Below are 25,347 nucleotides of genomic sequence, written 5' to 3'. Positions count from 1 at the left end.
CGCGCGCGGCCGTGATCGCCGCGCGCCCGGGCCGTCGCAGGCGGCGGCCCGGCGGGGCCGTCACCTGCCGGCCCTCTGCCGGAGCTCGGCGTACGACGCGCCGGGCGTGGTCGTCTCGACGGGCAGCCCGGCGGGCCCCCACCCCTTCTCGGTGAGCGCGCCGAACGCGTCGCGCGGCCCCTCGAAGCCGGCGCGCTGATCGATGACGGCCGTGTAGCCGGCCGACACCATGGCCTCGGCCGCGCGCAGGGAGCGCTGTCCGGACCGGCAGCCCACGATGATCTTCGCGTCCTTGGGATAGAGGGAGCAGACCACGTCGAGGAAGTCCGGGTTGGGCTTCATGCCGCCGGCGGCGGCGTGCATGAGCGGCACGTTGTGCGCGCCGCTCGGGTGCCCGGCCGCATATTCCGGCTCGCTCCGGACATCGAGGTAGAGATACCCCTCCTCGTCGATGAGCCTCTTTGCCTGTTCGGGTGATACGCGCTGGATGTCCGCCATGGGCGCAGTCTAGCTCTGGCGCGGCGCTGTCGTCAGAACGTATGGATGAAGAGCCCGCTGCGGAGCTTCGGCTCGAACCACGTGCTCTTCGGCGGCATGAGCAGCCCCGCGTCGCTGACCGCGAACAGCTCGCCGATCTGCGTCGGATGGAGGCGGATCGCCATCGTGAACGCGCCCGAGTCGACGCGCCGCTCGAGCTCGGCGACGCCGCGGATGCCGCCGACGAAATCGACGTGCCTGTCCCGGCGGGGGTCGCTGACGCCGAAGATCGGGCCGAGGATCTGGTCCTGGCAGATGGAGCAATCGAGCGAGGCCACCGGGTCGTTCGCGTCGAACGACCCCGGGCGGACCTTCGCGGTGAACCAGCGGCCGCCGAGGTAGAGCCCGAAGGCCCGCGGGCCGGCGGGGGTCGCGGCCGCGCCGTCGCTCGCCGGCGCGACGTCGAGCCGCTCGCCGAGGGCGGCGAGGATCGCGTCCGCGCTGCGGCCGGCGAGATCTCGCACGACGCGGTTGTACGGCATGATGTTCATCTGGTCGTGCGGGAAGACCACGGCGAGGAAGACGTCGTGCTCGCCGCCGTCGCCGCGCAGCTTCTTGTGGACGCGCGCCGCCGCGGCGCTGCGGTGGTGGCCGTCGGCGACGTAGAGCGTCGGGATCGCCTGGAAGCGCTCCTCGAGGTCGGCGGTCGCCTCGCGGCCGAGGACCCAGAGCTTGTGCTCGACCCCGTCGGCGGTCGTGAAATCGTAGATGGGCGGCGACTGCATGGCCGATGCGACGGCGCGGTCGATGCCCGCGTCGGCGCGGTACGTGAGGAACACCGGCTCGTCGTGAGCGCCGAGCTCCTCGATGTGGCGGGTGCGGTCGTCCTCCTTGTCGGGGCGCGTCTTCTCGTGCTTCTTGATGACGTCCTGCTCGTACTCCGCGACCGAGGCGCAGCCGACGACGCCGATCTGCCGGTGATCGCCCATCTTCTGGGCGTAGAGGTAGAGGTGCGGCTCCGGGTCCTGCGCGAGATCGCCGCTGGCGATGAGGTCGGCGAGGTTCTGCGCGCCGCGGGCGTAGACGGCGTCGTCGTGCTCGTCCGTCCCTTCGGGCAGGTCGATCTCGGGCCGGGAGACGCGGAGGAAGCTGTGCAGGCCCCCGGCCGCGAGCGCGCGCGCCTCGGCGGTGGAGATGACGTCGTACGGCGGGCTGGCGACGCGGGCCGCGTGCGCCTGGGGAGGTCGGTAAGCGCGGAAGGGTCGGACGGTGGCCACGGCGAGCGACTAGCCCAACGGCCGGTGCGCGTCGAGACGGCTCCGGCTGCGCCGAGCGGGGCGAGCGGACCGCGCGCGCCCGCGCCGGCGCCGGCGACGTCGGCGCTGATGGCCGCGCGCGGCGCGTGCTAGGAGGGACACGCGCGCCCCGCGAGCAGCCGCAGCCGCCCGACATCGCCCCCGCACGCCGCACGAAGAGGAACCTTGTCCAGCTCCGGTGAGTCCTACCCTCCGTCGCGCTTCTCGACCCTCCCGCCCGGCTCGTCGGACGACGACCTCGCCCTGCCGGGCGAGCTCCCCTCGTTCTCCAGCTCGCGATCCCGCCGGGTGATCGCCGTCGGCGGCGGCCGCGGGGGCGTCGGGAAGGCGACGCTCGCGGTCAACCTGGGCGTGTACTTCGCGCAGCTCGGGCGCGACGTGATCATCATCGACACCGACGCCTACAGCCCGGGACTGCACGCGGCGCTCGGGATCGAGGCGCCGCCGCTCGTCACGCGCGAGGACATCGAGGAGGGCAAGGCCGAGCCGATCGCGACCACGGTGCCCGGGCTCCGGCTCGTCCCGACCGCGTACGACCCGATGACGGCCACGCCGCTCCGGCCGAGCCGCGCCGCCTACTGGATGAAGATGATCCAGGAGCTCGACGTCGACTACGTCATCGTCAGCCTCGGCGCGGCGACCGGCTCCTCGACGCTCGACCTCTTCCTGCACGCGGACGTCGGCATCTGCGTCACCACGCCCGAGCCGCTCGCGGTCGAGCACTCCTACCGCTTCTGCCGCGCGCTCTACCAGCGCACCCTGCGCCGCGCGCTCATGAAGGAGCGCTTCAAGATCCGGCTCGTCGAGAAGGTGGCCTCGTCGCTCCCGGCGCTCGCGACGCCGCGCGATTTCATCATGGAGGTGAAGCGGTTCGACGAGGGGGTCGCGTCGCTCGCCGCCGCGCAGCTGCCGCGGGTGAAGCCGCACCTCGTCGTCAGCCAGACGCGGCACCGCTCGGACCTGGAGCTCGGCCCGGCGATGAGCGCGGTCTCGGAGCGCTTCCTCGGCATCTCCCTCGATTACCTCGGGCACATCGAGCACGACGACGCGGTGTGGCTGACCGCGCGGCGCCGCCAGCCGCTCCTCATCGACAGCCCGACCTCGAAGAGCGCGCGCAACCTCGAGCGCGTGGCCCGCCGCATCCTCGCGCTGCTCGCCGCGCGCGACTCGCGCCCGGCCGAGGCGCACGCGCGCGCCCTGGCCGCCGCCTCGAAGAGCGCGGCGCCGGCCACCCTGTACGAGGCGCTCGGCCTGGCCCGGACGGCCGCCGACGACGAGATCCGGCGCGCCTACAAGCGGCAGCGCGACATCTACCGCGAGGGGAGCCTGCCGGTCGTCAGCGTGCTGAGCCCCGCGGTGCTCCAGAAGGAGCAGGCGCGCATCGAGGAGGCGCACGACACCCTGCTCGATCCCGTGCGCCGCCGCGCCTACGATCTCTCGACCTACCCGGACGACCCGCGCACGCCGCTCGGCCCGGCGCGCGCCGAGAACGCCGCCGCCGCGGCCGAGCTCGCGATGCTCCAGGCCGAGCTCGCGCGCGAGATCAACGCCGAGACGCAGTTCAGCGGCGCGCTCTTGCGCAAGGTGCGCGAGTCGCAGGGGGTCGAGCTCACCGACATCTCGCAGCGGACGAAGATCTCGCTCGCGCACCTCCAGGCGATCGAGAACGAGGCGATGGGCGACCTGCCGGCGCCCGTCTATGTCCAGGGATTCGTTCAGGAAATCGCCAAGTTCCTGCGGCTCGATCCGGCCCAGGTGGCGAAGACCTACATGCGCCGGCTGCGCGAGATCTCCGCGGGAACACGCGCCAGGCAGCATGGCTGAGGCGGCGCGCGCCGGCGTCGAGGCCGCGCGCGCCGGCGCCGAGGCGGCGCGACCGGGCCCCGCGGCCTCGACGCCCCCGCGCGTGGGCGGAGAGGCGCCGGGCGCCGGCGGGGATCTCGCCTTCTCGGCGCTCGCGTTCGTGCTCGCGCTCCTGCCGCGGCTGTACGTGGCGATCGCGTGGGCGCGCGAGCCGGTGTGGGACGGCCATTACTACGACTTCGGCGCGCGCCGGATCGCCGCCGGCCTCGGCTACTCGGACGATCTCATCGTCGGCGGCCAGGCGGTGTGGCACCCGTGGTGCCACTACCCGGTCGGCTACAGCGGCTTTCTGGGCCTCATTTACAAGCTGTTCGGCGCCGGGCCGCACGTGGCGACCGTCGCGAACGCGGTGACCGGCGCGCTGCTCGTCGTCGTGGTCCATCGCCTCGCCCGGTACGCGACCACGCCGGCGCGCGCCCGCGCGGCGGCGCTCCTCGCGGCGCTCTCGCCGGGGCTCGTGCTCTACGCGGCGCTCGTGATGACCGAGCCGCTCGCGGCGCTCGGCCTGGTGACGGCGCCGTGGCTACTCGCGCGCGACGCGGCCCGCGGGCGCCCGGTCCGCGGCGCGATCCTCGCGGGCGCGGCGCTCGGGCTGGCGACGCTGGTACGGCCGCAGAGCCTGCTCTGCGCGCCGGCGTTCGCGCTGCTCGCGCGCGGCGGCGGCCCGGGCGAGGCGACCGGCGGGGCGCGGGCGTCGTGGCGGCGCGGGGCGCTCGCGGCGGCGCTCGCGACCGCGACGGCCCTCGCCGTGGTAGCGCCGTGGACGATCCGGAACTGCCGTGTGATGGACGGCTGCGCGCTCGTCTCCACGAACGGCGGCTGGAACCTCGCCATCGGCGCGTTTCCGCGCGCGACGGGCCGCTTCGAGACGCTGCGCGCGGGCGACGGCTGCCCGATCGCGCGCGGGCAGGTGGCCCAGGACCGCTGCTGGATGGCCGAGGGGCTACGGTGGATCAAGAACGATCCATCCCGCTGGCTGGGCCTGATTCCGAAGAAGCTGAGCTTCACGTTCGATCACGAGTCGTTCCCGGTCGGGTACCTGGGCGAGGCGAACCCGGCGGCATGGCCCGAGGGGCGGCGCGCGGCGTGGCGCCGCGTGCTCACGACGTCGCACTTCGCCTTGCTCTCCGTCGCGGGGCTCGGGGTGGTGGCGCTGCCGCGGCCGAGGCCGTGGCGAGCGCTCGTCGCGCAGCTCCTCTCGCTCGCGGCGGTGCTCGGGCTCGTCGCGTGGGGGGTGCTCGGGGACGAGCACGCGTTCTGGCCGCTCGCGGTGGCGATCCCGCTCCTCGCGGCGCTGCCGCTGCCGGGCCGGCCCGCGAACGGGGGCGTCGTCGGCTACCTCGCGTTCGCGGTCGCCTCGGTGGCGCTGACGCACGCGGTGTTCTTCGGCGAGGATCGGTATCACATGGTGGTGACCCCGGCGCTGTGCATCCTCGCGGCGTGCGCGGTGCGGCGCGGGGAGGCGACGCGCGAAGCAGGGCAGCCGGCGACAGACCGCAAGAGGGGTTGAGGCTCGCGGCGAGCCCGATGCATTGAATACGAGCTTCGCCGCGCGCTCGTTCTGGAATCGCAAGGATGTCTCGCCGTGCGCCCCCGGCGTCATCGTCGCACGCCGGGTGGTTGGCCCTCTGTCCGGGCCTGTGCGAAGGCGCTTCACCCATGGTCTCCATGCGCCACGAGGTCCTCGTGGATCTCTTCAGAAACCGACCTTCCCTCGCCGCCGAGATCCTCGTCGAGGTCCTCGGCGTCACGCTCCCGACCTACAGCGAAGCCCGAGTCGCCTCCATCGATCTGACCGAGACCACGCCCGCCGAGTACCGGGCCGATGTCGTCGTCGTGCTCCTCGATGCGGGCAAGCCGGTGCGGGTGATCATCGTCGAGGTCCAGCTCAGGAAGGACGACAACAAGGCGTTTAGCTGGCCCGCCTATCTGACGGTCTCGCGCGATCAGCATCGCTGTCAGGCGGGCCTGCTCGTCGTCGCGCCCGATCCCCTCGTGGCGGACTGGTGCGCGCAGCCGATCGAGATCGGCGTGCCCGGCTTCGTGCTGCGCCCGCCCGTGCTCCGCCGCAGCAACGTTCCGGTCGTGACGGACCCAGCGGAAGCGGTCCGTCGACCGGAGCTGGGGGTGCTCTCCGCGATGGCCCACGGCGAGACCGAGCAAGGCGCAACGATCGCCAGCGCCGTGCTACCCGCGATCGAGGGGCTCGATGACGAACGCGCCCGGCTCTACTACGATCTCCTGTACAATTCCCTGAACGAGGCGGCCCGCCTGGCGCTGGAGGCGATGATGAAGGGCTACGAGTACCAGAGCGATTTCGCGAAGAAGTACGTCGCGCAGGGCCGTGACGAGGGGCGCGTCGAGGGGCGCGTCGAAGAAGCGGTGCGCGCCCTGTTGAGCGTGCTCCGGGCTCGCGGCATCGCGGTGCCAGACGCCGCACGCGAGCGCATCGTCACCCAGAAGGACCCGGAACGCCTCGAGCGCTGGCTCGAGAAGGCCGCCACCGCGGACGCGCTCGCCGAGGTGCTCGACGACCCGAGCTGAGGACGGCCACGCACCGGCCTCACCCCGCCGCCGGCTCCGACGACGCCCACGGCCTCGCCGCGGTGCGCGCCGGGACGCCGGCCGATGAGCGAAGGCCCGATCCCGCGCCCCTCAGGGCGTCGCCGCCGCCCCCGTCTCGCCGGGCGCCTTCCCCGCCCCTTCCTGCTCGGCCTGCAGGACGATCTCGATGCGCCGGTTCTTCGACCGCCCTTCCTCCGAGGCGTTCGGCGCCACCGGGGCGAACTCCCCGGCCCCGGCCGCGGACAGGCGCTGAGGCGACACCCCGCCCTCGATGAGCACCTCGACGACCGCCACCGCGCGCGCCGTCGCGACATCCCAGCTCGACGCGCGCTTCGCGCCCCTCGCCTTCCGGTCGTCCGTGTGCCCGACGACCTGGAACCGGTGATCCGCGATCGCCCGGAGCGCCCCCGCGACCTCCGCCAGGAGCTTCCGCCCGGCCGGCTTGACCTCGGTCCTCGCGCCGTCGAACAGCGCGTCGCTCGAGATCTCGAGCAGCGGCAGCCCGCCGCGGATCCCGACGCGGACCTTCCCGCCGTCCACCGTCGCCTGGAGCCGGCTCGCGACGTCGCGCATCCGCGCCGCGCGCGCCTCGGCCGCCGCCTGGTGGCGGCGCAGCTCGTCGACCTTGGCCCGCGCCTCGGCGAGCTCCGCCGACAGGCTGCCGCGCTCGTTCGCGAGCTGACCCACGCTCTGCCCGGCGCTCCGGAGCCGCGCCGAGAGCTCCTCGTTCATCGCGGCGAGCTCGTCCAGCCGCCGCGCGAGATCGGCCTCGGTCGTCGTCACCTCGGACAGCCGGAGATCGCGCGCCCGGAGATCGTCCGCGAGCCGCGAGAGCTCCGCCTCGATCGCGGCGGCCTGCGCCGACCGCTGCGCCGCCTCGGCGCGGGCGAGCTCGGCCTCGGCGCGCGCCCGCTCTCCCGCCTCGCGCTCTTTCTGGATCTCCGCGCGCGCCTGGTCGTACAGGTCCTGCCGGACGAGGCAGCCCGGCGTCGCCAGACCGAGCAGGGCGGCCGTGAGGAGCCTCGCCACGGCGGGCCAGCGCCGCGACATCCACGCCGGGATCTTACCGGCCGTCGTCGTGGTGTTCATGCGTCGCGCGCACTCTGGCACGAAACCGTCGGCGCGACGAAATCGCGGCGAACGTCCCGCGGCCGCCCCCGAACGAGCCGTCCCACCCCGGGCGATCCCCTGGTACCCTCGCCGGCGTGAGCTCTCGGCGAACTTGGTTTTCCGCGGGCGCCCTGGCCGCGACGACGCTGGCAGCCAGCGCCGCGGGGGCGTTCCCGCACGTCGTCCGCGAGGGGGAGACCCTCGCGCAGATCGCGGAGCGCACCTACGGGCGCGTGCAGATGGAGCAGGTGCTCGTCGCCGCCAACGCGCTCGACGCGGGCGCCGGCGTGCCGATCATGCCCGGCCTGCGGCTGGAGGTGCCCGCGCTCGGCCACCACCGCGTCACCGCCGGCGAGACCTGGGCGATCCTCGCGGAGCGCCTGCTCGGCGCCGCCGACCGGAGCGACGTCCTCGCCCTCTCGAACGACACGATGCCCTGGATCGAGCCGACCGACGGGCAGGAGATCATCGTGCCGTACAACCTCCGGTACGTCGTCGGACAGCACGACACGCTGCTCACCATCGCCTATCGCTTCCTCGGCAAGCGGGACAAGGCGTGGATGCTCCACAAGTACAACCACTTCAAGAAGGACACGCTGCATCGCGGCATGGTGATCCTCGTGCCGCTCACCGATCTGCCGCTCACGACCCAGGGCAAGGCCGAGGCCGCGAGCGCCGGCGCGCTCGTGCGCTCCGAGGGGGCGGGCCGCGCGCGCGAGGCCCAGCGGCGGGTCGACGCCGAGCTGCCGCAGCTCGCCAGCGACGTGCGGAGCGGCCGCTACATCGACGCGGTGGCGCGGGCGAGCCGGCTGCTCGGCTACGGCGATCTCGCCCGGATGCAGATCGCCACGCTGCACCGGCACCTGCTCGAGGCCTACGTCGCGCTCGACGCGACCGGGCTCGCCGAGACCGCCTGCGCCGCGTGGCGCGAGCACGATCCGACCGCGCGGCTCGACCCCATCGAGCTCAGCCCGAAGATCGTGCGCGCCTGCACCTCGTTCACCGAGCAGCACCTCAGGCTGCCTCCGCCGGACCCGGCGCCGACGGACCCCGCGGACGCGGGTGGTGCGCGGTGACCTCCCCGCCGCCGGCGCCCGATCGCCTGGCCCCCGGGCACCGCGTCGCGTCGCGGTACACCGTGGAGTCGGTCGTCGGCGAGGGCTCCTCCGGCGTCGTCTACCGCGCCGCCCGCGACGAGGACGGCCAGCGCGTCGCGCTCAAGGTGATCCACCGGCACCTCTCCGGCGCGCCGCAGATCTTCCGGCGCTACCACCGGGAAGCCGCCATCCTGAAGCGCCTCGAGGGCCCGCACGTCGTCCGGATGCTCGACTTCGTCGAGGAGGGCGGGCTGCTCATGATCGCGCTGGAGCACATCGACGGCAGCTCGCTGGAGGAGCTCCTGCGGGAGCACGCGCCGATCGAGGTCGACCGGGCGATCGAGATCGCCCTCCAGATCTGCGCCGCGCTGGAGACCGCGCACGCGGCGGGCGTGGTCCATCGCGACCTCAAGCCGGCCAACGTGCTCATCGAGCGCCCGGGCGCGCCGCCGCCGGGCGGGCAACCTGGAGGCGCGCCGTCGCCGCTCGCGGGCCGCGTCCGCGTCGTCGACTTCGGGCTCGCGAAGGTGGTGCAGGGCGACCTGATGACGACCGGGCTCACCGAGCAGGGCATGATCTTCGGGACGCCGGAGTACATGGCGCCGGAGCAGGTGCGCGGCGAGGACGTCGACCCGCGCTGCGACATCTACGCGCTCGGCTGCATCCTCTACGAGATGGTGGTCGGCGCCGTGCCGTTCAGCAAACGGACGCCCATCGCCGTCATGACGGCGCACATCACCGAGCAGCCGCTCCCGCCGCGCTCCGGCAAGCGCGACGGGCTCATCTCGGCCGGCCTGGAGGCCGTCATCCTGAGGGCCCTCGCCAAGGACCCCGCCGAGCGGCACCCGAGCGCCGGGGCCTTCGCCGACGCCCTGCGCGCCTGCCGCGAGCGGCGCGTCGTGGGCCACACCCCCACGAGCCTCGCGGACGCCCTCTCGATCACCGAGCTCGGGCTCGAGCGCACCGGCCTGGACTACGCCGCGACGCCCCAGAACGACGCTTCCACCGCGGACGTCGCTCCCGCGGTTCCGCCCCGGGAGCGCATAGGGATCGGGGCGCTGCCCCCGGGCCGAGCCGCGGCGCGCGCCGACGCGCTCGGCGGCCGCGCGGCGGCCGCGGCGACGTCGGAGCGCGCCTCGCGCGAGCGGCTCCTCTGGACCGTGGTGGCCATTCTCTGCGCGGCCGCTGGCATCGTGGTCGGCACGCTGTTCGGGGCACGTTAGCGACGCTGTACCCCTGGAATGCCGCTATGGCGTGGAGCGCGCGGATCGTGATAATCGCTATTATGCGTTCTCTGCTGTCCGGCGACGCTGCTCTCGAGGCCTCCCGCCCCGCCCGGCCCCGGCGCGCGCTCCCCTGCGCCGCCGCCGCGCTCACCCTCCTCGCCCCCGCGGCCGCGTCGGCCTACGACTCGCTCGCTGCGCCGTGCGCCGACGACCCGCTCTATTGCGAGCGGGGCGCGGTCACCTTCCAGCGCAGAGACGGAATCCCGCTCGAGCTCGACTTCGAGACGGGCTGGGTCCCCCCGGGCTCACCGTTGCAAGTGAGCCTCCGGGCGGCGGTGTACGCGAACACGCAGGTCTCGCTGAGCGGGGCGCTCGAGGCGTCGTGGCCAGAGGCGCTCGCGCTCGCGGCCCCCGGCGACCAGGGCGGAGGCACGTTCAGCTGCGACTACGGGCTCGACGTCGGCGCAGAGGGCCGCATCAGCATCTCCGTCCTCGGCCAGGACTTCGAGTGGACGGGCGACATCCCTTATGTGCCCCAGATCGATTTCCAGGTGCACGAGAGCGAATCGTTCGACGCCTGGGGCTGGGAGCCGGGCATTGCGATGGCCAGCTCGACCGCGCCGCAGCGGCTCGCGTCGGTCTCCCTCGGCGACCTCATCGGCGGATCGATCCCCGGGATCGAGGGGAGGTTCGAGCTCGACGTGGCCATGGATGTCGACGCTCGCTACGTGACCCACCGCGTGGCCGTCGAGACGCTCGATCAGGCGACGGTGAGCGGGGGCGACATCACGAAGGAGCGCAGCGCCTCGTTCACGGAGTACCTGAGCGGCCCGTCGGTCGAGCTCAACGTGCGCCCCGAGGGCTCGGTGCGCTATGAGGGCACGCTCCACCTCATCCCCGCGTTCAGCGTCAGCCTGCTCGGCCGCGAGTGGTCGATCCCGATCGCCGACATCCCGCTCGACTTCCCGCTCACCGAGCGGGCGTGGCTCTTCGAGAGCGAGCGCGTCCATGTGCCGCTCCCGGATCTCGCGCTGGACACGCGGGAGATCGACTTCGGCCCGGTCGAGGTCGGGCAGGCCAACGCGGAGATCGTCCAGCTGTCGAACGCAGGCGAGGCGCTGCTCGACGTGGCCGTCACGACCGACGATCCAGAGAGCTTCGAGCTCGCCGACGAGGCGCTCGAGATCGACCCCGAGACGGCGGTCGACTTCGCGATCCGCTTCGCGCCGAAGGCGGCCGGCGCGTTCGCGGCGACCGTCCGCTTCACGTCGAACGACCCGAGCGATCCGGAGCAGGAGATCACGGTGCGCGGGATCGGCGTCGCGCCGCCGGACGACGGGCCGGACGGCGGCGAGCTCGCGGAAGAGGACGGCGGCTGCGGCTGCCGCGCCGCCGGGGGCGCCGGCGACCGGGCGTGGGCGGCCGCCGGGCTGTCGCTCGCCGCGCTCGCGGGCGGCCTCAGGCGACGGCGCCGCGCGGCCTGAGCCCCCCGGGTCCCGGCGCCGCGCGGCCCGCGCCTCAGGCCGCGCTCGGCGACCCCACGGAGATCTTCCGGCGCGTCGACATGGCCGCGATCTGCTCCAGCTCCTCGCCGCGCAGGGTCTCCTTGAGCACGAGCGCCTCCGCGGCGGCCTCGAGGCCCTCGCGGCGATCGACGAGCAGCTGCTTGGCCTTCAGGTACATCTCGCCGAGCCGCTCCCTCACCTCCTCGTCGACCTCGCGCGCGGTCTCCTCGCTGCACGTGCGCTCCTCCTGGATCACGCCGAGCATGGGCGCGCCGACGTTGCGCGACAGCGCGGGCAGCCCGAGGCGCCGGCTCATCCCGAGGCGGGTCACCATCTCGCGGACGAGCGCCGTGGCCCGCCCGAGATCGTCGTGCGCGCCGCTCGAGACCTGGCCCAGCGCGATCTCCTCCGCCGCCCTGCCGCCGAGCATCACCGTGACGCGCGACTCGAGCTCCTGCTCGGTGACCAGCTGGCGCTCGCCGCGCGGCACCTGGATCGTAACGCCGAGCGCGCCGATCGTGCGCGCCACGATCGACACCCGCTCCACCGGATCGGCGGCCGGCAGCGCGAGCGCGACGAGCGCGTGCCCGGCCTCGTGGTAGGCCACGCGCCGCCGCTCCTCCGCGGTCATGATCTGCCCGCGGCGCCGGAGGCCGAGCTGCGACCGGTCGAGCGCCTCGTCGACGTCGGCCTGGCCGATCTCGCGCGCGCCGCGCCGCGCCCCGGCGAGCGCCGCCTCGTTGACGATCTTGGCGAGGTCGGCCCCGACCATGCCCGGCGTGCGGCGCGCCACGAGCCCGAGGTCGACGTCCTTCGCGAGCGGCACCCGCCGCGCGTGCACGGCGAGGATCGCCTCGCGCCCCTGCAGATCGGGGCGATCCACGATGACCTGGCGGTCGAAGCGCCCGGGCCGCAAGAGGGCCGGATCGAGCACCTCGGGCCGGTTGGTGGCGGCCATCAGGATCACGGTCGTGCGCGCGTCGAAGCCGTCCAGCTCGGCGAGGAGCTGGTGGAGCGTCTGCTCGCGCTCGTCGTGGGTCGACAGGGCGCTGAGGCCGCCCCGGGTCCTGCCCACGGCGTCGATCTCGTCGATGAACACGATGCTGGGCGCGCTCTTGCGCGCCTCCTCGAAGAGCTCGCGCACGCGCGCGGCCCCGAGCCCGACGAACATCTCGACGAACTCGCTCGCGTTCAGCGAGAAGAACGGCACGTCCGCCTCGCCCGCCACGGCGCGCGCGAGCAGCGTCTTGCCGGTGCCGGGCGGCCCGACGAGCAACAGGCCGCGCGGGATCCGCCCGCCGAGCGACCGGTACCGCGACGGCTCCTTCAGGAAGTCGACCACCTCGACGAGCTCGTCCTTGGCCTCGTCGACCCCCGCGACGTCGGAGAAGCGCACCGGATCCTGCTTGGATCGGTCGTAGACCTTCGCCTTGCTGCGCAGGAACCCGAGCGGCCCGCCGGCCCCCTGCCCCGCCCGGCGCAGCATCATGAAGAACGCCGCGTTGAGGAGCAGGAGCGGCAGGAGCCAGATCGCCGCCTGCGCCCACGCCCCGGACCGGGCGCTCTTCGCCTCGACGCGGACCTGCTGCTCGAGCAGCGCCCGCACGAGCGGCTCGTCCTCGACGCCGGGCAGCCGCGTCACGCGGACGTGCTCCTCGGTCCGCTGCGCGCCGGCGTGGCGGACGAGCTCGATCTCGTCGGGCTTCACGACCGCCGCGCCGACCTCCCCGCGCCGCACCGAGGCGACCGCCTCGTCGTAGGGCACGAGCGGGGGCCCCGGCGGCTTGACGATCCCGGAAAAGACCAGGATCGCGGCGGCGATCAGCAGGTACCCGAGCCACGTGCGCGACACCGGCCTTTTCTCGTCAGCCATTCCATGGAGCTGATGTGTGGCGGGCATCGCCACGGCAAGCCCCTGGACCCGGAAGAACCGGAAATCACACGGTAAAGCGACGAAGAGAAGGCGCGTGGGCGAGCGCCGCCTGGCCGCGCCGCTACCCGCCCCGCTCCGCGCCTCGGCTGCGCTCGTACCGCTCGGTTGCGGCCGGGTGATCGCCCCCGGGATCCAGGCTAAGAAGCGCCCTTGTGCCGCTCGCTTCCGACCGCGCCTCGCTCGCCGCGTTCCCCATCGACTGGGGCGGGCTCGCCCCGCTCCGCCTCAAGTCGCGCGCCGTCGCCGAGGGCGTCTACGCCGGCATGCACCGGAGCATCCGCAAGGGCGCCGGCGTCGAGTTCGGCGGGCAGCGGCCCTACGTGCCCGGCGACGATCTCCGCTTCTTCGATCGCCGCGCCCTGCTCCGCCACGATCGCCTCATGGTGCGCGAGTTCGAGACTGAGACCGACCGCGCCCTCTGGCTGTGCGTCGACGCGACCGCCTCGATGTCCTACCGCGGCCGGCGCGCGCCCGGCGCCAAGCTCGCCTACGCGGCGCTCATCGCCGCGGCCATGGCCCGCGTCGCGCTCGCCACCGGCGACCCGGTGGGGCTCGCGTGGCTCGGCGGCGCCGGCACCCACGGCCTGCCCGCCATGGCGGGGCGCGAGGCGTTCGAGCGGATCGTGGGCGCCCTCGAGGCCACCTCCGCCGCCCAGGACTGGAGCGGCGACGCGGGCGCCATCGAGCGCGCGCTCGCGCCCGTCGCGAAGAAGGCCCGCCGCGGCGCCGTCGTCCTGCTCATCTCGGATCTGCTCGATCTCGCTCATGAATCGGGCGCCGAGCGCGCCCTCTCCGCGTTCACGCCGCTCAGCACCGGCGGCCGCACGCTGATCGCCCTCCAGGTCCTCGACCCGAGCGAGGCCGAGCTCGACTTCGAGGGCAACGTGCGCCTCCGCGCGCTCGAGGGCGGCGCCGTCGTGGAGGCCGACGCGGGCGCGGTCCGCGCGCAGTACAAGGCGCGCCTCGCCGCCCTCGCCGACGCCTGGGCGCGCGCGCTCGCGTCGCGCGGCGGCCGCCTGCTCCGCGCGACCAGCGCCGATCCCCCGACCGACGTCGTCCGCGCCCTGGTGCAGGCGATCGCCGAGGTGCGGCGATGAGCTTCGTCACGCTCGGCGCGCTGCTCGTCGCGCTGCTCGTCGGCGCGCCGATCGCCGCGCACCTCCTGCGCCGCCGCCGCGCCGAGGAGCGGCCGTTCCCGCCCGCGCGCCTGGTCCCGCCCACGCCGCCCACGGCGCGGCGACGGAGCCTCCTCGAGGACCGCGCCCTCTTCGCCACCCGGGCCGTGTCGGTGCTCGCGCTCGCGGTGCTCGGCGCCACGCCGCTCCTGCGCTGCACGCACCTGTCTCTCAGCCGCAGGGCCGGCGCGTCGGTCGCGCTCGCCATCGTCGTCGACGACTCGCTCAGCATGCGCGCGCGCCCGGGCGGCGACGGCGCGGAGCGCGCCGGCCCCTCGCGCTTCGAGCGCGCGCTCACGGCCGCGCGCGAGCTCGCCGGCGGGCTCGCGCCCGGCGACGCCGCGGCGCTCGTCCTCGCGGGCGCCCCGGCCCGCGTCGCCCTCGCGTCGACGACCAACCTCGCCGCCGTCGCCGAGGCGCTCGCCGAGGTGACGCCGTCGGACCGCGCCACCGACCTCGACGGCGCCCTCGATCTCGCGCGCGATCTGCTCCGCGGGCTGCCCCAGAGCGACAAGCGCATCGTGCTCCTCAGCGACCTCGCGGACGGCGCGCCCGGCGCCCCGCCGATCTCGGGCACCCCCGACATCGCCACGTGGGTGCCGCTCGAGGAGCTGGAGGCGGCGGGGCAGGACTGCGGGATCGTGCGCGCGGATCGATCCAGCCAGAAGGCGCGCGTCCGCGTCGTCTGCACCGCCGCGCAGGCCGCCGCGCCCGGGCCCGACCTGCCCGCTGCGGAGCGCGACGGCGGCGCGGCGGCGCCGGCCGCCTCCGCCGCTCCCGGCGCCGCGGCCGCGGGCGCGTCCGCCGCCGCGGGGCGGTCTCTCGAGGTGCGCGCCGGCGACGCGGTGATCGGCAAGGTCGCGCTCGATCCGGCGCTGCGCGCCGAGGAGCTCACGATCGACCTGCCCTCCGGGACGCCGGAGTTCCTCGTCGCCGCGCTCACCGGCGGCGACGCGATCGCCGAGGACGACCGCGCGCCGATCATCTCCGCGGGCGGCCCGCTGTCGATCGCGGTCGTGGTCGACCCCGCGGCCACGCACGTCGAGACGGGCGGCCCTCCGCCGCTGGAGCAGGCGCTGTCGGCGCTCGATCTCGACGCGCAGATCAGGCCGCTGCCGTCGGTCCCGGAGCACGCGGACGAGCTGGCCGCGCACGCGGGGCTCATCGTCGACGACGCGCCCGGCTTCACGCCCGAGGTGCGCCGCTCGCTCGCCGCGTGGGTCGAGCGCGGCGGCGTCGCGCTGCTCACGCTCGGCCAGCGCGCGGCCGCGGCGCCGCTCGGCGCCGGGTTCGAGCCGCTGGTGCCCGGCGTCGTCCGCTGGTCGGCGTCCCCGGCGCGCGGGGTGGATCCCGCCACGGCGGGCTGGCTCGGCCCGTCCGCGGCCGGCCTCGCCGACGTCGCCCCGCGCGGCCGGGCCACGCTGGGCGCCGAGGCCTCGGAGGGCGCCGAGGTGCTCGCCCGGTGGTCGGACGGCGCCCCGTTCCTGGTGCGCCGCCCGCTCGGGCGCGGCGTCGTGCTGTTCATGACGCTGCCGCTCAGCACGGAGGAGAGCGACGTCGCGCTGCGGCCGGCGTTCCTCTCGCTGCTCGACGGGTTCGTCGGCGCCGCGCGCGCCCGCGGCGGCGCGCGGCGGCTCGCCGCGGGCGAGACGTGGACGTTCGACGGCTACCGCGACGTCAAGGTCGAGCGCGTGCAGGTCGACCGCGCCGAGGGGCCCGCGGGGCGCGAGGCGCTCCCCGTCGTGGAGGTCGAGCGGCGCCTGCGCGTCTCGCCCCCGCTCGCCGGGCTCTACGAGCTCACCCTCGACGGCGAGCGCTCGACGCGCGTCGTCTCGGTGCCGGAGCGCGAGATCGATCTCCGCCCCCGGCGCGTCGCCGAGAGCGCCCGCGCGGCCGAGCTGGGCGGCATGTCGGCCTCGATCGACGGATCGCCGTATGTCGCGCTGCTGCTGCTCGCGCTGCTCGCGGCCGAGCTCCTGCTGCGCGCCATCGGCGGGCGGCGGGAGGCGGCGGAGCTCCGGGCGGGCTGAGGCCGGCGGCCGCCGTCGGCGCGGCTTGCGAGCGGCGCGGCCGGCGTCAGCCGACCGCCGCGCCGCCGCGCCGCCGCGCTCAGTGCGTCTGCCAGTGCGGGGGAATCTCGTCCGCCGGCGCGAACTCGGGCTTCGCCGGCGCGGCGGGCACGACGGCCGCTCGGCGGGGCCCGTTCGGCTTGAAGCTGTGCTCCGCGGCCGGGAACGTGCGCGACTGCACCTCGTCCACGTAGGCGCGCGTCGCCTCCACGATCTGATCGCCGACCTCGGCGAAGCGCTTCGCGAACTTCGGCGTCAGCTCGCGGAACATCCCGAGCAGGTCGTAGCAGACGAGCACCTGCCCGTCGCAGCCCGCCCCGGCGCCGATGCCGATCGTCGGCACGGAGACCGCCGCCGTCACCTCCTGCGCGAGATCCGGCGGGATGGCCTCGAGCACGATCGCGTAGGCGCCCGCCTCGTCGAGGATGCGCGCGTCGGCGATGAGGCGCTCGGCCGCCTCGTCGCCCTTGCCCTGCACCTTGAAGCCGCCCATCGCGTGCACCGACTGCGGCGTGAGCCCGAGGTGGCCCATCACCGGGATGCCCGCGGCGACGATCCGGCGCACGTGCTCCGCGATCTCGGCGCCCCCCTCGAGCTTGATGCTCTCGAAGCTGCCCTCCTTCATCATCCGCCCGGCGTTCTCGAGCGCGTGCATCGGAGAGAGCTGGAAGCTCATGAACGGCATGTCGCCGACGACGTGGGCGCGCCGCGCGCCGCGGGCCACCGCGCGCCCGTGATAACAGATCTCCTCGACCGTCACGGGGAGGGTCGTCGCGTGCCCTTGCACGACCATCCCGAGCGAGTCGCCGACGAGCAGCAGATCGGCGCCGCCCTCGTCGAGCAGCCGCGCCATCGTGAAGTCGTAGGCCGTCACCATCGCGATCGGCGAGACCCCCTTGCGGGCGCGGATCTCGGGGACCGTGACCTTCGTCGAGCGCTGCGCGGGCCTGCGCGCGCCGCCCCCACCATTGCCTTGCGGACCGTACATGTTCCTCCGGGTCGCGGCCGCACCTGCGGTCCACGCCTCCGGAGAGGCTAGGGCCGCGCCCGTTTCCGGGCAAGACGCGGCGCGCATGGGCCGCGGCCTACCTGGTCACAATCCCCAAGCATCCTGGGCACTTATCCACGACAGCAGCCGCGGCGGGCGCAGGCGAGGCGCGCCCGCGCTTGCGCCGGCCGCTCATCCGCGGCGGTGCCCGGCGGCGCCGGAGGGGAGCGCCGCCGCCGGCGCTCGCGACGCGCCCGGCGACGCGGACCTCGGGTTCGTCAGCGCGGTCAGGACGTGGTCGCGCCAGGCGCCGTCGATGAACAGGTAATCGCGGGCGTACCCCTCGACGACGAAGCCGAGGCGCCGGAGCAGCCGGCCGCTGCGCTCGTTGTGCGGCAGGTAGTTCGCCATCACCCGGTGGAACCCGAGCGCGTCGAACATGTACGCGATCGCGGCCTCGAGCGCCTCGAACATCACGCCCGCGCCCACGGCGCGCTGGTCGAGCGAGTAGCCGAGCGTCGCGGCCTGGAAGGCGCCGCGCACGAACTGGGTGAAGTTGCAGACCCCGATCACCTCGCCGTCGGGGGCGCCGCGCCACTGCAGCGCGAGCCGGAGCGCCCGATCGGCGGCGAAGTCGTCGTGGTCGCGGAGGAGGCGCTCGCGCCAGAACGCCTCGGTGTAGAAGCCCTCGGGGCGCGGCGGATCCCACCGGGCGAGGTGCTCGCGGTTGCGCTCGAAATAGGCGAGGTAGCGGCCGGCGAAGTCGAGGGGCGGGAGGAGGACCCGCAGCCGCGGGGTCTCGATGCAGACGGAGCTCTTCAACCCGGCCTCCCGCGCGGCGCGCCTACGACAGGGTCCCCTCGTCGAGGCGGCGCATCCCTTCGAGGAGCAGCGCCTCGGGCGAGGCGGTGATGCTGCGCGTGCTCGGCGAGAAGGTCGGGTCGAGGCGGAAGTCGCCCTCGCGGAGCGTGAGCATCCGGTAGAACGCGTCCTCGCCCTGCGCGCCGGCCCAGAGCGCGTGGACGACCTGCCCGTCGGCGAAGTGGATCTCGCCGGCCATGGAGTTCGCCTGGATCTTGAGCGCGCACGTCTTCCGGCCGTGCCAGAGGATCTGGATCATGTCCGGCAGGCCCATCTCGGCGAGCGAGCCGGACACGCCGCGCGGGGCGGCGGTCGAGGAGCGCCGCTCGATGAGCTGGCGGAGCTTGGCGGCCATGACGTCGGTCGACGCCGGCTTCGAGACGAAGTCGTCGACGCCGAGATCGAAGGCGCGCTGGGCGGTCTGCCGGTCGGTCTTCGCGGTGAGGATGACCCACGTCTTGTCGCGGCCGAAGCCCAGCTTCAGCGCGTCGGCGCGGAGCGCGAGGCCGGCGTCGGGCTCCTCGAGATCGATCTCGCTGACGACCACCTCGATGTCCTTCGTCTCGAGCTCGCGCCGCGCCTGCGCCACGTTGCGCGCGATCGAGACCTCGAACCCCTGCTCGAGGAGCCGCAGCTCGAGCACCGTCGTCTCCTCGGGATCCGGGTCGACGATGAGCGCCTGGTGCCGGTCGGAGAGGAGCTTCGCGCGCATGTCGTCGCCGGTCATGACCTGGCGGAAGAGGTCGACGATGTTCGGATCGAAGATGGTGCCGCGGTACTGGGCGAGCACGTCGCACGCCTCGGGCGGGCGGAGCGCCTTGCGGTAGGGGTTGCGCGGGTTCTGGGTGAGGTCGGCGTAGGTGTCCGCGACCGCGAGGATGCGCGCGCCGAGCGGGATCTCCTTGCCGGACAGGCCGTCGGGGAAGCCGCTGCCGTCGTAGCGCTCGTACATCAGGCTGATCGCCGAGACGACCTCCTGCGGCAGCCCGACCGACTCCATGAGGTGCGCGGGGAGATCGACGCTCTTCGTCGCGGCGAGCCGGTGCCCCTCGTACTCGGCCACGTTGAGCGCGGTGAGGTGGTACGGGCCGTTCTTGCCGAGGTCGTGCAGGTACGCCGAGGCCACGTAGCTCGCGACCGTCGTCGGCGGCAGGCCGATGCGCTCGCAGAGCTTGCGGACGATGCGCGCGACCGTGGAGGAGTGGCCCCGGAGGTCCTGCCGCGCGTTCTCGAGCAGGCTCACGAGGACGTTCAGCGTCTCGACGTACGCGTGGCTCGTGGTCGGGTGCGGCGGCGGCGGCGGGGGCGCCGCGACCGGCGCGGAGACCGGGGCGACCTGCGGCTGAGGCGGCGGCGAGGGCGGCACCGGCGTGGGCGGGGGGCCAGCCGGGGCCACGCGCGGCGGCGCGGCGGGCACCGAGGGCGCGGAGGGCCCCCGCATCACCGCCGGAGGCTGCGGCGTCGCGACGAGCGGCGCGGGGATGGAGGCGAGCGCCGGCTGGCCGTGCATCGGCTGCGCGTGCATCGGCTGACCGTGCATCGTCGCCTGCCCGTGCATCGGCTGACCGTGCATCGTCGCCTGCGGGTGCATCGGCTGCGCGTGCATCGGCTGACCGTGCATCGGCTGACCGTGCATCGTCGCCTGCGGGTGCGCGGGCGTCGCGTGCGCCGGCTGGCCGTGCATCGTCGCCTGCGGGTGCATCGGCTGCGGATGCGCAGCCGGCACGTGCGTCATCGACGTGCGATCGGGGATCGACGCGCGCTCGTACGTCATCGACGTACGCTCGAACGGATTGTTGTTGGTGTTGTTGTAGAGGATCTCGTCGAACGCGCTGACCGGCCGCAGCAGCGAATTGAAGGCGGCCGTGTCGCCCCGATAATGGTAGGCGATGGCCGCGCGCACCGCCGCCGGCCGGGCGACGATGGCGCGTACGTCCCGCACGCCCGCGGCCAGCCGGATCTCGTGCAGCGCGGCGTCGTTGTCGGGATCCGCGGTCGCGACCGAGAGCGTCGTGTTCCGCTCGTCGAGCAGGACCGGAAAGACGCCGTGCAGCGTCGCGGTGATCGCCGAGACCTTGGCGAGCACGCGGGGCTCGATGATCGCCTTCGAGAGCTTCTCGGTCGAGACGAAGCGGGTGTTGTGGACGGTCGCGATGAACTTCAGGAGCTCGCCCTCGTTGACGATATCGAGCTCGATGATGGCGTCCTCGATGCGGCCGCGGGTCCGCATCGCGTACTCCACCGCGCGACGATGGTCGTCCGGGGTGATGCGCCCCTCGAGGACGAGGCGATCGGCAATCCGCTGGTTCAGTCCTTGAACGGAAGCCATCGAAACCCTGATTCTACTCAGAAATTGGAGGTAGGCGCGCGCCCAAGAACCCTCGCGGAACGAAAGCACGCGGGGAAAGCTGGCCAGCCGCTCGCGGCGTATCCGCCATGGGGTGCGCTCGATGAATGAGAGCAGAGCTCGGAGCGGTGCGCGAGCCCCGTGAGCATCCCGGCCAGCGCCGGTTGGCCCCCGAGGTCCCGCTCGACCCGATGCGCTGCTACGTGGAGATGAAGACTGACCCCGGGTAGGCGCTCACGCCACGTCCGGCGCGGTTCGCCAGGCCGGCAAGCTCAGGGCTGGGAGAGGAAAGCGGCCCCCGGGGCGGCGCGCCCGGTGACTGGGCGTGCCGGGCGGCGCGCCCGGTGACTGGGTGCCGGGCGGCGCGCCCGGGGGCGGGGGTGGGACCCCGCCCTGGGCGCGCCGGCGGTCGTCACTCCTCGTTCACCGCCGTCAGCGGCGCCGTCTCCTCGGGGCGCGGCCGCGGGGCGACGTACGGCGCCTGCACCACCGGCTCGCCCTCGACCACGACCTGGAGGCGCTTGTAGGCGGGCAGACCCGTCCCGGCCGGGATCAGGCGACCCATGATGACGTTCTCCTTCAGACCGCGGAGATCGTCCGTCTTGCCGTTGATCGCGGCCTCGGTGAGTACCTTGGTCGTCTCCTGGAACGACGAGGCGCTGATGAACGACTCGGTCGACAGGCTGGCCTTGGTGATGCCGAGGAGGAGCGCCTCGGCGATGGCGGGCTTGCCGCCGCGCTCGATGACGTTCTCGTTCTCCTTCTCGAAGATGTGCTTCTCCACCTGCTCGTCGACCAGGAAGTTCGTATCGCCGACCTCGCGCACGCGGACCCGCCGGAGCATCTGCCGGACGATGACCTCGATGTGCTTGTCGTTGATGCCGACGCCCTGGAGCCGGTAGACCTGCTGGATCTCGTTCACGAGCCAGGCCGACAGCTCCTTCTCGCCCTTCACCCGGAGGATGTCGTGCGGGTTCGGCGGGCCGTCCTGGAGCGGATCACCCGCGCGCACCCGGTCGCCCGGTTGCACCTGGATGTGCTTGCCCTTGGGGATCAGGTACTCGCGCGCCTGATCGCCGAGCGCATGCCCGTCCGGCGAGTACGGCGTGATGATGACCTTCCGCTTGCCCTTCGTGTCCTTGCCGAACGTGACCTCGCCGTCGATCTCGCTGATGATGGCGTGATCCTTCGGCTTTCGGGCCTCGAACAGCTCGGCGACGCGGGGCAGACCGCCGGTGATGTCCTGCACCTTCGTCGTGTCGCGCGGGATCTTCGCGATGACCTCGCCGGCCTCGATGAGATCCCCCTCCTGCGCGACGATGTGCGCGCCGACCGGGAGCAGGTAGCGCGCCTCGAGCTCGCTGTTCGGGAGCTTCAGCGTCCTGCCGGACTCGGGGTCCTTCAGCGAGATGCGCGGGCGGACGTCGGCCGCCTTCGACTCGATGACGACCTTTCGCGAGAGGCCCGTCACCTCGTCGAGGCGATCCTGCACGCTGACGCCCTCGATGAGGTCGCCGAACTTCACCACGCCGGAGACCTCGGTGAGGATCGGCGTCGCGAACTGGTCCCACTCGGCGAGCAGCTCGCCGGGCTTGGTGCGCTCGCCGTCGGCCTTCTTGAGGATGGCGCCGTAGACGAGGCGGTTGTGCTCGCGCTCGCGCCCCGTCTCGTCGACGACCACGATCTCGCCGTGGCGGTTCATGACCACCATGGTGCCGTCCTTCTTCTTCTGGACGACCGCGCGGCGGAGGCGGACGGTGCCCTCGGTGCGGGCCTCGAGGTAGCTCGCCTCGATCTTGCCGCGCGCCGCGGTGCCGCCGATGTGGAAGGTGCGCATCGTGAGCTGCGTGCCCGGCTCGCCGATCGACTGGGCGGCGATGATGCCCACCGCCTCGCCGATGTTGACCCGGTAGCCGCGCGCGAGGTCGCGGCCGTAGCAGAGCGCGCACACCCCGCGCCGGAGCTGGCACGTGAGCACCGAGCGGATGACGACCTCCTCGATGCCGGCGTCCTCGATGGACCGCACCGCCTGCTCGTCGAGCTCGGTGTTCGCCGTGATGAGCACCTCGCCGGTGAGCGGGTCGACCACATCCTCCAGCGCGACGCGGCCGAGGATGCGGTCGCCGAGCGGCTGGATGACCTCGCCGGCCTCCTCGAGCTTCGCCACGCGGATGCCGTCGAGCGTGCCGCAGTCGAACTCGGAGATGACCGCGTCCTGCGCCACGTCGACGAGCCGGCGGGTGAGGTAACCCGAGTTCGCCGTCTTGAGCGCGGTGTCGGCGAGGCCCTTGCGCGCGCCGTGCGTCGAGATGAAGTACTGGAGCACGCTGAGACCCTCGCGGAAGTTCGCGGTGATCGGCGTCTCGATGATCTCGCCGGACGGCTTGGCCATGAGGCCGCGCATCGCGGCCAGCTGCCGGATCTGCTGCGTGGAGCCGCGCGCGCCGGAGTCGGCCATGATGTAGATCGGGTTGAAGCTCGGCTCGACCGACTCCTTGCCCGTCTCGTGGTCGACGACCGTCTCCTTGCCGATGCCGGCCATCATCTCGGTCGTGACCTGGTCGGCGATGCTCGCCCAGATATCGACGATCTTGTTGTACCGCTCGCCGTCGGTGATGAGCCCCTCCTGGTACTGCTCGACGACGCGCTCGACCTCCTTCTGCGCCTCGCCGAGGAGGACCTTCTTGGCCGGCGGGATCACCATGTGATCCATGCAGATGGAGATGCCCGCCCGCATCGCGTGGTCGAAGCCGAGCGTGCGGAGCCGGTCCGCGAGGAGGACGGTCTCCTTATTGCGGTGGATGCGGTAGCAGACGTCGATGAGCGCCGAGAGCGCCTTCTTGTCGAGGGTCTTGTTCGCGTACTCGAACGCGACCCCCTTCGGGAGGACCTCGGAGATGATGACGCGGCCCACCGTGGTCTCGACGATGCGGCGCTTCACGTGGCCGAACTCGTCGAGCTGCGGGTTGCCGTCGTCGTCGATGATCGGCACGCGGACGCGGATGCCGGCGTGCAGCGCGACCTCGCCGTTGTCGTAGGCCATCCGCACCTCCTCGGGGGAGGCGTAGATGCCCCGCAGGTAGCCCTGCGCCACGCCGTCCTCGCCGACGGAGAGGGTGTCGGCGCGGTACGACCCCTTCTCGAACTTGCGCTCGCGGGTCGCGTAATAGAGCCCGAGCACGATGTCCTGCGTCGGGTTGATGATCGGCTTGCCGCTCGCGGGCGAGAGGATGTTGTTCGTGCTCATCATGAGCACGCGCGCTTCCATCTGCGCCTCGACCGACAGCGGCACGTGGACCGCCATCTGGTCGCCGTCGAAGTCGGCGTTGAACGCCGCGCAGACGAGCGGGTGCAGCTGGATCGCCTTGCCCTCGATGAGCACCGGCTCGAACGCCTGGATGCCGAGGCGGTGGAGCGTCGGGGCGCGGTTCAGGAGCACCGGGTGCTCGCTGATGACCTCCTCGAGGATGTCCCAGACCTCCGGCCGCTCCTTCTCCACCATCTTCTTCGCGCTCTTGATGGTGTTGACGTAGCCGCGCTCTTCCAGCTTGTTGTAGATGAACGGCTTGAAGAGCTCGAGCGCCATCTTCTTGGGCAGGCCGCACTGGTGCAGGCGCAGCGTCGGGCCCACGACGATGACCGAGCGGCCCGAGTAGTCGACGCGCTTGCCGAGCAGGTTCTGGCGGAACCGGCCCTGCTTGCCCTTCAGCATGTCGGAGAGCGACTTGAGCGGGCGCTTGTTCGGGCCGGTGATCGTCTTGCCGCGGCGGCCGTTGTCGAACAGCGCGTCGACCGCCTCCTGCAGCATCCGGCGCTCGTTCCGGATGATGATCTCCGGCGCGTTCAGCTCGAGGAGCCGCTTCAGGCGGTTGTTGCGGTTGATGACGCGGCGGTAGAGGTCGTTGAGATCGCTGGTCGCGAAGCGGCCGCCGTCCAGGGGGACGAGCGGGCGCAGATCCGGCGGCAGCACCGGGATCACGGTCAGCATCATCCACTCCGGCCGATTGCCGCTCTCGCGGAAGGCCTCGACGACCTTGAGCCGCTTCGCGAGCTTCTTCCGCTTGGCCTCGCTGGTCGCGGCGCGCATCTCCGTCCTGAGCAGCTCGGCCAGGCCGTGCACGTCGACCTGCTTGAGCATCTCGAGGATCGCCTCGCCGCCCATGCCGGCGCTGAACTTGTCGTCACCGTACTCGTCGAGCAGCTGCAGATAGCGCTCCTCGCTCAGGAGATCGCCCCTCATCAGGCCGGTCTCCTTCGGATCGATGACGATGTAGGCCTCGCAATAGAGCACCTTCTCCAGGTCCTTGAGCGTGATGTCGAGCATGTTGCCGATGCGCGACGGCAGGCTCTTCAGGAACCAGATGTGGGCGACCGGCGTGGCCAGCGAGATGTGCCCGAGCCGCTCGCGGCGGACCTTCGACTGGATGACCTCGACGCCGCACTTCTCGCACACGATGCCACGGTGCTTCATGCGCTTGTACTTGCCGCAGTTGCACTCGTAGTCCTTCACCGGCCCGAAGATCTTGGCGCAGAACAGACCATCGCGCTCCGGCTTGAACGTCCGGTAGTTGATGGTCTCCGGCTTCTTCACCTCGCCATGCGACCACTCGCGGATCTTCTCCGGGCTCGCGAGCGAGATGCGGATGGCGCTGAACGAGAGCGGGTCTTTGGGCTTCTCGAAGAAGCTGAAGATGTCACGCATGGAGACCTCCGGAGACGGAAACGATACCGATGAACCTGCCAGCGCCCACCGAGTCGGACTTCGGCGGCGCGCCGCCCGCGCGGCGCGCCTCCCCCGTCATCACCGACCGGGCG

At 73.1% G+C, this 25,347-nt stretch carries 16 protein-coding genes; 8 read left to right on the top strand and 8 right to left on the bottom strand.

All coding sequences use genetic code 11. The features are described 5' to 3' along the window. Nucleotides 1-60 precede the first annotated feature (60 nt). Nucleotides 61-498 (bottom strand): rhodanese-like domain-containing protein, encoded by a 438-nt coding sequence (locus WME83_RS03460; RefSeq protein WP_437317826.1) that lies wholly within the window; start codon nucleotides 496-498, stop codon nucleotides 61-63. A gap of 32 nt (nucleotides 499-530) precedes the next feature. Then, nucleotides 531-1,754, bottom strand: coding sequence for a DUF1015 domain-containing protein (locus tag WME83_RS03455; RefSeq protein WP_437317825.1), 1,224 nt, complete (start codon nucleotides 1,752-1,754; stop codon nucleotides 531-533). A 204-nt stretch (nucleotides 1,755-1,958) separates the two neighbouring features. On the opposite strand from WME83_RS03455, the gene WME83_RS03450 reads away from it, so the two are divergent. The 3 genes from WME83_RS03450 to WME83_RS03440 all read left to right on the top strand — a co-directional run bounded on the left by WME83_RS03450 (nucleotide 1,959) and on the right by WME83_RS03440 (nucleotide 6,200). Then, the gene (locus WME83_RS03450; protein WP_020732631.1) at nucleotides 1,959-3,617 is read left to right on the top strand and encodes a helix-turn-helix domain-containing protein; all 1,659 of its coding nucleotides are present in this window, start codon (nucleotides 1,959-1,961) and stop codon (nucleotides 3,615-3,617) included. Continuing rightward, nucleotides 3,610-5,166 (top strand): ArnT family glycosyltransferase, encoded by a 1,557-nt coding sequence (locus WME83_RS03445; RefSeq protein ID WP_437317824.1) that lies wholly within the window; start codon nucleotides 3,610-3,612, stop codon nucleotides 5,164-5,166. The genes WME83_RS03450 and WME83_RS03445 overlap by 8 nt, the downstream gene beginning before the upstream one ends. 149 nt (nucleotides 5,167-5,315) lie before the next feature. Next, nucleotides 5,316-6,200: a hypothetical protein gene (locus tag WME83_RS03440; protein WP_437317823.1), complete on the top strand. Its 885-nt coding sequence runs from the start codon at nucleotides 5,316-5,318 to the stop codon at nucleotides 6,198-6,200. A gap of 111 nt (nucleotides 6,201-6,311) precedes the next feature. Here the strand turns inward: WME83_RS03440 and WME83_RS03435 are convergent, their stop codons facing one another. Continuing rightward, nucleotides 6,312-7,310: an OmpA family protein gene (locus WME83_RS03435; protein ID WP_437317822.1), complete on the bottom strand. Its 999-nt coding sequence runs from the start codon at nucleotides 7,308-7,310 to the stop codon at nucleotides 6,312-6,314. 116 nt (nucleotides 7,311-7,426) lie between these two features. On the opposite strand from WME83_RS03435, the gene WME83_RS03430 reads away from it, so the two are divergent. The 3 genes from WME83_RS03430 to WME83_RS03420 all read left to right on the top strand — a co-directional run bounded on the left by WME83_RS03430 (nucleotide 7,427) and on the right by WME83_RS03420 (nucleotide 11,138). Continuing rightward, the gene (locus tag WME83_RS03430; protein WP_437317821.1) at nucleotides 7,427-8,407 is read left to right on the top strand and encodes a LysM peptidoglycan-binding domain-containing protein; all 981 of its coding nucleotides are present in this window, start codon (nucleotides 7,427-7,429) and stop codon (nucleotides 8,405-8,407) included. Continuing rightward, nucleotides 8,404-9,651 carry a serine/threonine-protein kinase gene (locus WME83_RS03425; RefSeq protein WP_437317820.1) on the top strand — a complete coding sequence of 416 codons (1,248 nt, stop codon included), beginning with the start codon at nucleotides 8,404-8,406 and terminating at the stop codon, nucleotides 9,649-9,651. The genes WME83_RS03430 and WME83_RS03425 overlap by 4 nt, the downstream gene beginning before the upstream one ends. A gap of 62 nt (nucleotides 9,652-9,713) precedes the next feature. Further along, the gene (locus tag WME83_RS03420; protein ID WP_437317819.1) at nucleotides 9,714-11,138 is read left to right on the top strand and encodes a choice-of-anchor D domain-containing protein; all 1,425 of its coding nucleotides are present in this window, start codon (nucleotides 9,714-9,716) and stop codon (nucleotides 11,136-11,138) included. A gap of 34 nt (nucleotides 11,139-11,172) precedes the next feature. Here WME83_RS03420 and ftsH read toward each other — a convergent pair whose 3' ends face one another. Beyond that, on the bottom strand, nucleotides 11,173-13,032 hold the full coding sequence (gene ftsH, locus WME83_RS03415) for an ATP-dependent zinc metalloprotease FtsH (RefSeq protein ID WP_437317818.1): 1,860 nt from the start codon (nucleotides 13,030-13,032) through the stop codon (nucleotides 11,173-11,175). Nucleotides 13,033-13,244: 212 nt separating this feature from the next. Between ftsH and WME83_RS03410 the strand changes: the two genes are divergently transcribed. Both WME83_RS03410 and WME83_RS03405 read left to right on the top strand, forming a co-directional pair. Beyond that, complete coding sequence (locus WME83_RS03410) at nucleotides 13,245-14,189, top strand: DUF58 domain-containing protein (protein WP_437317817.1); 945 nt, start codon at nucleotides 13,245-13,247, stop codon at nucleotides 14,187-14,189. Beyond that, complete coding sequence (locus tag WME83_RS03405; RefSeq protein WP_437317816.1) at nucleotides 14,186-16,297, top strand: VWA domain-containing protein; 2,112 nt, start codon at nucleotides 14,186-14,188, stop codon at nucleotides 16,295-16,297. Before WME83_RS03410 ends, WME83_RS03405 begins: the two co-directional genes overlap by 4 nt. A 79-nt stretch (nucleotides 16,298-16,376) precedes the next feature. Here WME83_RS03405 and panB read toward each other — a convergent pair whose 3' ends face one another. The 4 genes from panB to rpoC form a co-directional block, all read right to left on the bottom strand. Next, nucleotides 16,377-17,324, bottom strand: a complete 948-nt coding sequence (gene panB, locus WME83_RS03400) for a 3-methyl-2-oxobutanoate hydroxymethyltransferase (RefSeq protein WP_061621593.1) — start codon at nucleotides 17,322-17,324, stop codon at nucleotides 16,377-16,379. A gap of 192 nt (nucleotides 17,325-17,516) precedes the next feature. After that, nucleotides 17,517-18,146 (bottom strand): GNAT family N-acetyltransferase, encoded by a 630-nt coding sequence (locus WME83_RS03395; RefSeq protein WP_437317815.1) that lies wholly within the window; start codon nucleotides 18,144-18,146, stop codon nucleotides 17,517-17,519. Nucleotides 18,147-18,168: 22 nt separating this feature from the next. Next, a complete protein-coding gene (locus tag WME83_RS03390) occupies nucleotides 18,169-20,514 on the bottom strand; it encodes an HD domain-containing phosphohydrolase (RefSeq protein ID WP_437317814.1) in 2,346 nt (781 codons plus the stop codon). A 430-nt stretch (nucleotides 20,515-20,944) separates the two neighbouring features. Beyond that, nucleotides 20,945-25,234 (bottom strand): DNA-directed RNA polymerase subunit beta', encoded by a 4,290-nt coding sequence (gene rpoC, locus WME83_RS03385; protein ID WP_437317813.1) that lies wholly within the window; start codon nucleotides 25,232-25,234, stop codon nucleotides 20,945-20,947. Nucleotides 25,235-25,347: the final 113 nt, after the last annotated feature.

Source organism: Sorangium sp. So ce385 (genome assembly GCF_051474135.1).
Lineage (GTDB): Bacteria > Myxococcota_A > Polyangia > Polyangiales > Polyangiaceae > Sorangium > Sorangium cellulosum_D.
The sequence above is the reverse complement of the archived record's forward strand: the minus strand, read 5'-3'. Positions and strand labels throughout refer to the sequence as shown.